Genomic DNA, 9,446 nt, shown 5'->3' on the forward strand with positions numbered 1-9,446 from the left:
CTCGCCGGCCGAGCCGAAGCCCGCGCCGACGAGAGCGTCGGCGACCTGGTCGAGGTCGGCATCGGGCATGACGATCGCGTGGTTCTTCGCCCCGCCGAAGCACTGGGCGCGCTTGCCGTTCGCGGCCGCGCGCTCGTAGATGTACTGCGCGATCGGGGTCGAGCCCACGAAGCCGACGGCCTTGACCGTGTCGTTGTCGAGGAGCGCGTCGACTGCCTCCTTGTCGCCGTGGACGACCTGGAGGACGCCGTCGGGGAGGCCGGCCTCAGTGAACAGCTCCGCGAGCCGGACCGGAACCGAGGGATCGCGCTCGGAGGGCTTGAGGACGAAGGCGTTGCCGCACGCGAGCGCCGGGCCGATCTTCCACAGCGCGATCATGGCCGGGAAGTTGAACGGGGTGATCCCGGCGACGACGCCGAGGGGCTGGCGCATCGAGTACACGTCGATGCCCGTGCCCGCCGAGTTCGTGTACTCGCCCTTGAGCAGGTGCGGAGCGCCGACGGCGAATTCGATGACCTCGAGTCCGCGCTGGATGTCGCCGTGGGCGTCGGGGATGGTCTTGCCGTGCTCGCTCGACAGGAGGCGCGCGAGCTCGTCCGCGTTCTCGTGGACGAGGTCGACGAAGCGGGAGAGCACGCGGGCGCGCTTCTGCGGGTTCGTCGCGCCCCACGTGCGCTGCGCCTCGGCCGCGCGGGCGACGACATCGTCGACCTCGGCCTTGCTCGCGAGCGGAACGACGGCCTGCGCCCGCCCGAGGCTCGGGTCGAGGACCTCGGCCTCCCTGCCGCCCGCGCCCTCGACGCGCGCCCCATCGATGTAGTGCTGAATCCTCCGAAGCTCGCTACCCACGTACATCCTCCGTTCGTGCCGGCGGTGACGCCGACCCATTGCTCAGCTACAAATCCAAGTGACCCAACACACAGTACGTGAATCGAGATGCGGTTCCGGTGAGTTTCGGCTCACTGGCCGCCCGCGTACCCGAAATCCGCCGGCGTGCCACGATTGAGGGCGATGTCCAACGACCGAGAAGGATCTCGCGACGCGTGCGAGCACACGCAGAGCACGGCGCGCGAGGGCGGCGGAGCGCCGTCCTATCGTCCGCGCCGCCCCTCTCCGCTGGGCGGGCGCAAGCCCACGACCGCCGACCTCCCGGAGTTCGCCGTCGACGACCCTGACTCGATCGACGACCTCCTGCCGATCCCCGAGCTGCCTCTCCGGATGCTCATCGTGGGGGTCAACCCGGGGCTCTGGACGGCCGCCGTCAACGCCCCATTCGCCCGTCCCGGGAACCGTTTCTGGCCCTCGCTCCACGCCGCGGAGCTCACCCCGCGGCGCGTCGATGCTGGCACGGGGCTCGACGACGAAGACGCCGAGGCGTTCGTGCGCGCGGGCATGGGGCTCACCAACCTCGTGGGGCGGGCGACCACACGGGCGGACGAGCTCACCGCCGAGGAACTCCGGGCGGGCGGGCACCGGCTCGTCGAGCGGATCTCCGGGCCGGACCCCGAGCTCCGCCCGCGGGTCGTGGCGATCGCCGGGATCACCGCGTACCGCACCGCCTTCGGAGACAAGAAGGCCCGGCTCGGCCGACAGGACACCGCGGGAATCGAGGGCTGGCCAGACGGCATCGAGCTCTGGGTCGTCCCGCAGCCCAGCGGACTCAACGCCCACGAGAACATCGACAGCCTCGCCGCGAAGTGGAAGGAAGTATGGGAGGCGAGTAAATAGCGCTCACATTCTGCCGCGGACGCCGCACTCCCCGAGCGTCGGGATTCGTGCCGCAGGTACGTTGTCGGTTGGAAACTCGAGTCGGATGTCGACGCGGCGGAACTAGCGAGCGCAATCAGCGCGGGAGGTCGATCAAGTGAACGCGAAAGATGCCGGCAGCGACGCACCGATCTGGGCGAAGTCGTACCCGGACGATGTGCCGCTCCATCTCGACTACGGGCACGAGACCCTCGTCGACGCCTTCGCCCGCGCGGTCCGCATCTACGCGAAGCGACCGGCCACGTCCTTCTTCGGCAAGACGATCACGTGGGCCGAGCTCGGCGACAAGGTCGACCGGTTCGCTGCGGTACTGCGGGACAAGGGCGTCCGCGCCGGCGACAACGTCGCCATCGTGCTGCCGAACAGCCCCCAGAATGTCATCGCCTTCTGGGCCACCCTCTCGATCGGCGCCTGCGCCGTCCAGCACAACCCGCTTTACACCGCGGCCGAGCTGAGCTCTCCGTTCCAGGCCCACAAGGCTCGCGTGGCGGTCGTGTGGAACAAGTCGGTCGAGATCATCGAGGAGGTCGCGAAGGACGCGCCGCTCGAGTCGATCATCACCGTCGACCTCCTCCAGGCGATGCCGCTGAGCAAGCGGATCCCGCTCCTGCTGCCCCTCCCCCCGCTGCGCAAGCTCCGCGCCCAGCTCAGCGAGGCCGCGCCGGGGCACGAGGATTTCGATGCGCTTGTCGACAAGGCGTCCGCGGCGAAGGGCCGCGAGGCCGCGGCAGAGGCCACCGTGGGCGAGGACGACCGCGCGCTCATGCTCTTCACCTCCGGCACCACCGGCAAGCCGAAGGGCGTGCCGCTCACCCACGCGAACCTTCGGGCGAACATCCATCAGGGCATCGCCTGGGTGCCGACCCTCCGCGAGGACGTCCGCCACGTCATGCTCGCGGCGCTGCCGATGTTCCACGCCTACGGTTCGACTCTCAACCTCATCCTCGCGCCGTACATCGGCGGCGAGATCGTGCTCCTGCCCTCGCCCACCAAGGAGCTACTCACCGACGTACTCGCCAAGCGCGAGCTCACGTGGGTTCCCGGTGTCCCGACGATCTACAAGACCATGCTCGACATCGCCGAGGAGAAGAAGCTCGGGCTCGATACGATCCGGGCAGCCTTCTCGGGTGCGGCATCGATGCCCGTCGCCGTCATCGAGCGGTGGGAGAAGACCACGGGCAGCCTCATTACGGAGGGCTACGGACTGTCGGAGACCTCCCCGATGCTCACCGCGAATCCTGCGGACGAGTCGCGGCGCCCCGGCTACATCGGCGTGCCCGTCCCCGACACCGAGATCCGGATCGTCGACCCGGAGAACCCCGGCAACGATCGGCCCATCGGCGAGGAGGGCGAGCTCATCGCCCGTGGCCCGCAGGTCTTCTCCGGTTACCTCGACAGGCCTGACGCCGACGCCGACTCCTTCTACGACGGCTGGTTCCGCACCGGCGACGTCGGGGTCATGGACGAAGACGGCTTTATCAAGATCGTCTCGCGCATCAAGGAGATGATCATCACCGGCGGCTTCAACGTCTTCCCGCAGGAAGTCGAGGAGGTCCTCGAGCAGGACGCCGCCGTGGAGAAGGCCGCCGTGGTCGGCGTGCCGAAGGACGACGGCTCGGAGAAGGTCGTCGCCGCGGTGGTCCTCGCTCCCGGCGCGAGCCTCGACGTCGAGACGCTCCGCGCCCACGCGAAGAAAAACCTCACCGCGTACAAGGCGCCCAAGCAGATCCTCGCCTTCGACGAGCTCGCCTCCGATCAGCTCGGGAAGGTGCGCCGCGTCGAGGTCCGCAAGGACGTCATGGAGGAGCTCGGGATCTCCGAGTAATAGCCGGGAACACACAGGAAGCTCCACGGCGGATCGAAGTCTCGTCCCCGATTCGGATCCGACACTCGTCCCCAGAAGTTCGCGGAAACCGGCGGCACACCGCCGCTGGCCGTAGGGCGAACCGGCATATACACGGACAGGGGCGGGACATGCAGATTTCGGCGCAGACTTCGACACAGGCGACGGCGCAGGCAGAGACCGAGGCGGGAGCGCAGGCCGTTGTGGACGGCACTCCGGGCGCCGCGGGCAGTGGCTCGGGCGGCCAGGGAGGCGGTTCGACGGGCCGCCGCGGAATGCGTGGGCGCAGGGGCGCGGCAAAGAGGGGCGCGCCGCAGCCGGCGGTGGTGCTCGCCACGCGGTTTCCGAGCTCGACGCGCAACGACTGGCGAGAGATCGCCGTCCGCGCCGCCACGCGCGACGAGGCCGACGCGCTCGCCGCGCAGGTGGAGGAGAACGGCTACTCAGGAATCTTCCTCGTCTCCCCCGCGCGGGCCTCGGCGCGGCTCGTCGACCGCTGGGGCCGCGTCTTCCGCATCGGCGCGTGGCCGAAGGCCGAAGACGGGGCCGAAACCGGCGTGCGGCCTACGGGCTGACTTCGAGCATCTCTCCCGGGACATCGACCTCGGCCGCACGCAGCTCCGCGCCGAGCCGGGCGATCGCCCGCGCCTGGATTTCGGGTGATGCCCCGTCCACGACGAAGTTGACCGCGCGGAGATTCGGCAGCTCGTACCGCTTGGTGACGGCGGAGGCCACGACCGGCAGGGCGGCCTCGAGTTCGGCAACACCGAAGGCCTCACGGAGCCACGAATACGCGGCGTCATCCCAGACCCACACGGCGATGTTGCACCCGGCGCCCAGCGCTCCGACCCGCACCCCGGCGAGGGTCCCGAGCTGGGCGGGACGGGGCGCCCCGCCGGGCACGGCCGCATCGACCTCGGGCACGTACGTCGCGACATCGCGGACGGTGCCCGCTCCGATCGGGGCGGTGCGCAGCGGCCCGCCGATCGGCTCGGCGCTGCCATCGGCGTGGGTCACTACACACGTCGAGAGCTCGCGCGAGTACCAACGGAGCTCGCGCCGGGCGAGTGCGCCTGTCGCCTCGTCCGGCCCCCACACGAGGACGGCCGCCTGCGAATCGGGCGGCAGCTCCCCACGCGCGCCGCGCAGCGAGACCCGGTCGAATCCCTCCTGCTCGACGTGGAGGCTGTCGATCCGCAGGACCACGTCGGGCGCCGGGTAGCGGGCGCCGCCGATGCCGTCGAGCAGCTGATCGGTAACGGTGCCGACGGTGACCGAGCCCATCGCGCCCGGGTGCCGGGTGATGATCGCCGATCCGTCCGCATGGATCTCGGCGACCGGGTAACCGCCGGCCACGGGATCGACGTGCGAGCGCGTCTGGTCCGTGGAACCCTGCGAGGTGCCCGTGGCTCCGGGACCGCCGGAGATCACGTGGCCGACGGCGACGGCTCCGGCCAACGCGTCGAGGTTGTCCCTGGTCCAGCCGTGGTGCGCGACCGCTGCGCCGAGGACGAGCGCTTCCCGCGAGACGCGGCCGGTGATGACGATCCGCGCCCCGCGGCGCAGCGCCCCGGCAATGCCGAACGCGCCGTACGAGACGGTGGCGGCCACCGGCTCCGCTTCGCCGGGCTCGGCGGCATCGCCGACCGGGGTGCCGAGACCTGCGGCGTCATACCTGCCGGAGTCGATCCACGCGACGGGCAGCTCAATGCCGCGATCGGTGAGCAGCGCCGAGACCCGGGCCGCGAGCGCCTCCGGGGCGAGAGCGCCGGCGTTGGTGACGATGGAGACGCCGGTCTCAGCGACGAGATCGGCCGCGCTCTCGAGCTGGGTGAGGAAGGTCTCCTCGAAGCCGTCTCCCCCGGCGGCCGCCTCGCCGGCGAGGCGCACCACGGCGACGTCGGAGAGCAGATCCATGGCGAGCACGTCGAACGCTGCGCCGGAGAGGAACTCGCGCATCGCGCCCGCGCGATCCTCGCGGCGCGCCGACATGTTCGCCACCCGCAGCGCCTTGCCTCCTGCGCCGCCCGCGATCCCGGCGGCGGGCGCACCCTCGGCGTTGCCGACCTCAGCCATCTGCTCCTCCTGGACGATTCTCTACACACCGTACCGTCGGGCCCCGGCGTCCGAGCCCGGCACGCTAGGTTGGTTCGCATGGAAGCACCTGCGATCTCCGCCGAGTCCCTCGCCGTTTTCGAGGCCACGAAGGGCTTTATGCCCCAGGACGAGGGTCGGGTGCTCTACGAGATCGCGTACGAGTACCTGTCCGGCGGCGCCGAGGGCGGCGCAGCAGGCGGCAATGCGGCCGCGGGACGGCCGCCCGTGGGCATCGAGATCGGCACGTACGCCGGCCGCTCGACCGTGCTCCTCGGCGAGGCCGCGCGGGCGGCGGGAGGCCGGATCGTCACGGTCGATCATCATCGGGGTTCGGAGGAGCACCAGCCGGGCTGGGAGTACCACGATGCCGAGCTGGTCGACGAGCACACCGGCCGCATCGAGACCCTCGGCCTGCTGCGTCACACCCTGTGGGATGCCGGGCTCGACGACATCGTGCTGCCCCTCGTGGGTTCGTCGCCCGCGGCGGCCTCGGTGTGGTCGACCCCCGCGCGATTCGTATTTATCGACGGCGGGCACTCCGAGGCCGCGGCCCACGCGGACTTCGAGGGCTGGGCGCCGTGGGTCGCAATCGGCGGAGCCTTGCTGATCCACGACGTGTTCCCCGACCCCGCCGACGGCGGCCGTCCGCCGTTCGAGATCTACGAGCGGGCGCTTGCGACCGGGCAGTTCACCGAGGTCGCCGTGCAGGATTCCCTGCGCGTGCTGCGCCGCGATTCCGGAGAGCTCGGCGCACCGATGCCGCCGCGCGGGAAGTAGCCTCGGGGCATGTCCGAACGTCAGCCCGATTCGGCCAAGCCTGCGAGCGGACCAGCTAGCGCCCCTTCAAGCGAGCCCGCGCCCTCGACGGACTTCCCCGACTGCATCGACGCCGCTCCCTTCGAGTTGCGACGCCTCCGCCCCCTCGAAGCGGGAGGAGACGCGAACGAGATCGCCGCGGTCGACGAAATGGTTCCCGAGGAGGAGATCGGCGAGACGTTTCGGTTCTTTACGTCGATCCCGGCCGGCGGCGGCCGCCTCTCGGGCTTCCTCGCCGAGGATGCACCGCGTTGTACCTACGCCGTATGGAACGGCGACCGGCCCATCGGTTGCACGAGCCTCTACAACTGGGACCTGTCCGCGAGGACCTGCATGATCGGCTACACGTGGATGGCGCAGGCCGCGCGCGGCACGGGCGCGAACGTCAAGGTCAAGGAAGGGTTGTTCGCCACGCTCCGCGAACACGGATTCCGGATGGTCCGCCTGCGTGCGGATATCGCGAACGAGCGCTCGCGAGCAGCCATGGCCAAAGTCGGCGCGGTTCCGGCGGAGATCGAGCCGGGCCCACGCGTCTACGCAAGGGACCCCGATCGCGAAGCGCGCTCGCAGTACTTCGAGCGGGAGCTCTAGCCGTGGCCGCGCGTCCCGAGCCCAACCCCTTCCGCCCGGGATTCGGGCGGATGCCGCCGATCGTCGCGGGCCGCGACATGCACGTCGGGCGCATCCGCGATGCCATGGTCGACGGCGGCGGCGAGCATTTCCTCATCCGCGGCCACCGCGGCATGGGCAAGACCGTCCTTCTCTCCCTCGCCCGCGACGCCGCGCTCGAGCAGGGCTGGCTTCCGCTGTCGACCACGGCTTCGGCGAACCTCGTGGACAAGCTCGTGGACAGCGAGATCCCGGAAATGCTCCGCGCCCTCGAGGGTGGAAAGACCGAGCGCGCGCAGGTCACGGGCGTGCAGATCGCGTCCGTCGGGCAGATCTCCACGACCCGCAAACAGATCCACCCGAGCAAGCCTACGCTCGAATCGCGCCTCCGCGAGCTCGTCGACACCGCCGGCGCGGCCGCCGGCCATTCCGGCGGCCATTCCGCCGGCCGCCCCACCGGCGTCCTGCTGTCCGTCGACGAGATGCACCGCCAGGCGCTCGACGATCTCGCCGAGGTCGCCGCCGTCACCCAGGCGCTCACCCGCGAGGACTTCCCCATCGTCTTCGTCGGCGCGGGGCTGCCGCCCAACGTCCACGCGCTCCTCGAGGAGCCGCGCACCACGTTCCTGCGCCGCGCGCTCACGGTCGAGCTCGGCCCGCTCGGCGAGGCGGACACCCGCACCGCCCTGCTCGACCCCTTCTATGACGCCGGACGCCGCATCTCCCCCGACGCCGCCGAACTCGCCGCGCAGATCACGCAATCCAATCCGCACCTCATCCAGCTCTTCGGCCGCGAACTCTGGGACCTCATAAGCGAGCGCGCAGGCGGCGTCACAAATGTAGAGATCGGAGCCGACGACATCGCTTCGACCATTCCGCGTTTCCGCGAGCACATGCGACAGCAGCTCCACTGGACCGCACTCAAGGGGCTCACAGAGCGGCAGCGCGAGTACGTCGAGGCGGCCGCGGCCGCGGAACTGCCCGCCGAGGCACGCACGGTCCGCGAGGCGCTCGGCTGGACGGAGCAGACGGCGAACAATACGCTCACCTCACTCGTCGGCGTCGGGGTCATGTACCGGCCGCAACACGGGCGCCTCGATTTCGCGGTCCCCTACCTCCAGGAGCATGTGCGCGCGGAAGGCACGTCGATTCCCGACCTCTCCCCGATCCACAAGCCGCCGCGGCACGAGGAGATCGCGCGGATGCTGTTTCCGGACGATTGATGGCATCCCGCAACGCATAGTTCACGAAACCGTACGGTCGAATTGTCGATTCGGCCACCGTCACATGGGCACCATGGTGGTGTGACCTCGAACACCCCTGCTCCCGTCACGCTGTCCTACCCGTTTACCGGCCGCTGGCGGGCGAAGAACAGTCCCGCGCGCCGCGTCCCGAGCCACGGCACGGATCTCCTCGGCACCTCGTATGCCATCGATTTCGTCGCCGTCGGCGAGCACGGCCGCGGCGCTCCGCTCTCGCTCGCCTCCGTGTTCGGCACGGAGGATCCCGAGAAGTTCGTCGGTTTCGGCGCGCCCGTGCTCGCGCCGCTGGCTGGGAGGATCGTCGAGTCGTATGACGGCGAATGCGACCGCATAGCCCGCCGGTCCCAGCTATCGCTCCTCGGCTACTCGGCGACACAGGGGCGCCGCCTCCGCGAGGGCGTGCCCGCTCTCGCCGGCAACTACGTGGTGATCGATCCGACCGGCGAGGGTCCCTTCGTGTTGCTCGCCCACCTGCGCCGCGGCTCGATACGCGTCCGCGACGGCGATTTCGTCGAGCAGGGCCGGGCTATCGGCGAATGCGGGAACTCGGGCAACAGCACGCAGCCGCACGTCCACCTGCAGGCCACCGACTCCACCGACTGGGAGCACGCCGCCGGGATCCCGCTGCGGTTCTGCAGCCTGGGCGCGCCGGAGCTGCCGGCGGAGTCCGAGATCGTGGAGATCTGAGCCGGGCGACACAACACCGCCCGCCTCGCCCCTACCCCGCCTCGCCCCTACCCCGCCGCCCGGACGGGCGCTTCCTTGAGCTCACGCAGCGCGGTCCGCAGCCCACGACGCTTCCCGGTCTCCTGGTCGACGCCGAAGTGGCTGTTGAACCCCTCGCGGATGGCGAAGCGCAGCTCGGATGCGGTCTCCGGGGCGTCGTCGGACGTCGCCTTGAGCATCGCATTGGGCACGGCGAGCTTCGCGATGGTACGGAATGACTGCCAGTACTGCTGCGCGAGCGAGCCGGTGGTGTAAGGCAGGTCGTACCTCTCGCAGATCTCGCGCACCCGCACGGCGATCTCCTCGTAGCGGTTGCTGGGCAGGTC

9 protein-coding genes and 1 pseudogene are annotated in these 9,446 nt (G+C 70.4%); 7 read left to right on the plus strand and 3 right to left on the minus strand.

Features of this window, described 5'->3' with window-relative positions; translation table 11 throughout:
- Positions 1–849, minus strand: an 849-nt coding sequence (locus tag V7E05_RS12360) for an aldehyde dehydrogenase family protein (RefSeq protein WP_442891676.1), incomplete at its 3' end; no start/stop codon positions are given.
- Between the two features lie 162 nt (positions 850–1,011).
- On the opposite strand from V7E05_RS12360, the gene V7E05_RS12365 reads away from it, so the two are divergent.
- The 3 genes from V7E05_RS12365 (at position 1,012) to V7E05_RS12375 (ending at position 4,185) form a co-directional block, all read left to right on the plus strand.
- Positions 1,012–1,728 (plus strand): mismatch-specific DNA-glycosylase, encoded by a 717-nt coding sequence (locus V7E05_RS12365; RefSeq protein ID WP_333619951.1) that lies wholly within the window; start codon positions 1,012–1,014, stop codon positions 1,726–1,728.
- Positions 1,729–1,864: 136 nt separating this feature from the next.
- Complete coding sequence (locus V7E05_RS12370; RefSeq protein WP_333619952.1) at positions 1,865–3,592, plus strand: long-chain-fatty-acid--CoA ligase; 1,728 nt, start codon at positions 1,865–1,867, stop codon at positions 3,590–3,592.
- Between the two features lie 149 nt (positions 3,593–3,741).
- On the plus strand, positions 3,742–4,185 hold the full coding sequence (locus V7E05_RS12375; RefSeq protein ID WP_333619953.1) for a hypothetical protein: 444 nt from the start codon (positions 3,742–3,744) through the stop codon (positions 4,183–4,185).
- Here V7E05_RS12375 and V7E05_RS12380 read toward each other — a convergent pair.
- The gene (locus V7E05_RS12380; protein ID WP_333619954.1) at positions 4,175–5,686 is read right to left on the minus strand and encodes an acyclic terpene utilization AtuA family protein; all 1,512 of its coding nucleotides are present in this window, start codon (positions 5,684–5,686) and stop codon (positions 4,175–4,177) included. The genes V7E05_RS12375 and V7E05_RS12380 overlap by 11 nt on opposite strands.
- 78 nt (positions 5,687–5,764) lie before the next feature.
- Here V7E05_RS12380 and V7E05_RS12385 point away from each other — a divergent pair, with 78 nt between their 5' ends.
- The 4 genes from V7E05_RS12385 to V7E05_RS12400 all read left to right on the plus strand — a co-directional run bounded on the left by V7E05_RS12385 (position 5,765) and on the right by V7E05_RS12400 (position 9,081).
- Positions 5,765–6,484 carry a class I SAM-dependent methyltransferase gene (locus V7E05_RS12385; protein WP_333619955.1) on the plus strand — a complete coding sequence of 240 codons (720 nt, stop codon included), beginning with the start codon at positions 5,765–5,767 and terminating at the stop codon, positions 6,482–6,484.
- A gap of 9 nt (positions 6,485–6,493) precedes the next feature.
- Positions 6,494–7,114 carry a GNAT family N-acetyltransferase gene (locus V7E05_RS12390; protein WP_333619956.1) on the plus strand — a complete coding sequence of 207 codons (621 nt, stop codon included), beginning with the start codon at positions 6,494–6,496 and terminating at the stop codon, positions 7,112–7,114.
- Between the two features lie 2 nt (positions 7,115–7,116).
- On the plus strand, positions 7,117–8,355 hold the full coding sequence (locus tag V7E05_RS12395; protein WP_333619957.1) for an ATP-binding protein: 1,239 nt from the start codon (positions 7,117–7,119) through the stop codon (positions 8,353–8,355).
- Positions 8,356–8,436: 81 nt separating this feature from the next.
- A complete protein-coding gene (locus V7E05_RS12400; RefSeq protein WP_333619958.1) occupies positions 8,437–9,081 on the plus strand; it encodes a M23 family metallopeptidase in 645 nt (214 codons plus the stop codon).
- A 47-nt stretch (positions 9,082–9,128) separates the two neighbouring features.
- Here the strand turns inward: V7E05_RS12400 and V7E05_RS12405 are convergent.
- Positions 9,129–9,446: pseudogene (locus tag V7E05_RS12405) on the minus strand (acyl-CoA desaturase); the annotation flags it as partial.

The sequence above is a fragment of the Dietzia sp. genome (assembly GCF_036741115.1).
In the GTDB taxonomy this organism is placed as follows: Bacteria; Actinomycetota; Actinomycetes; order Mycobacteriales; family Mycobacteriaceae; genus Dietzia.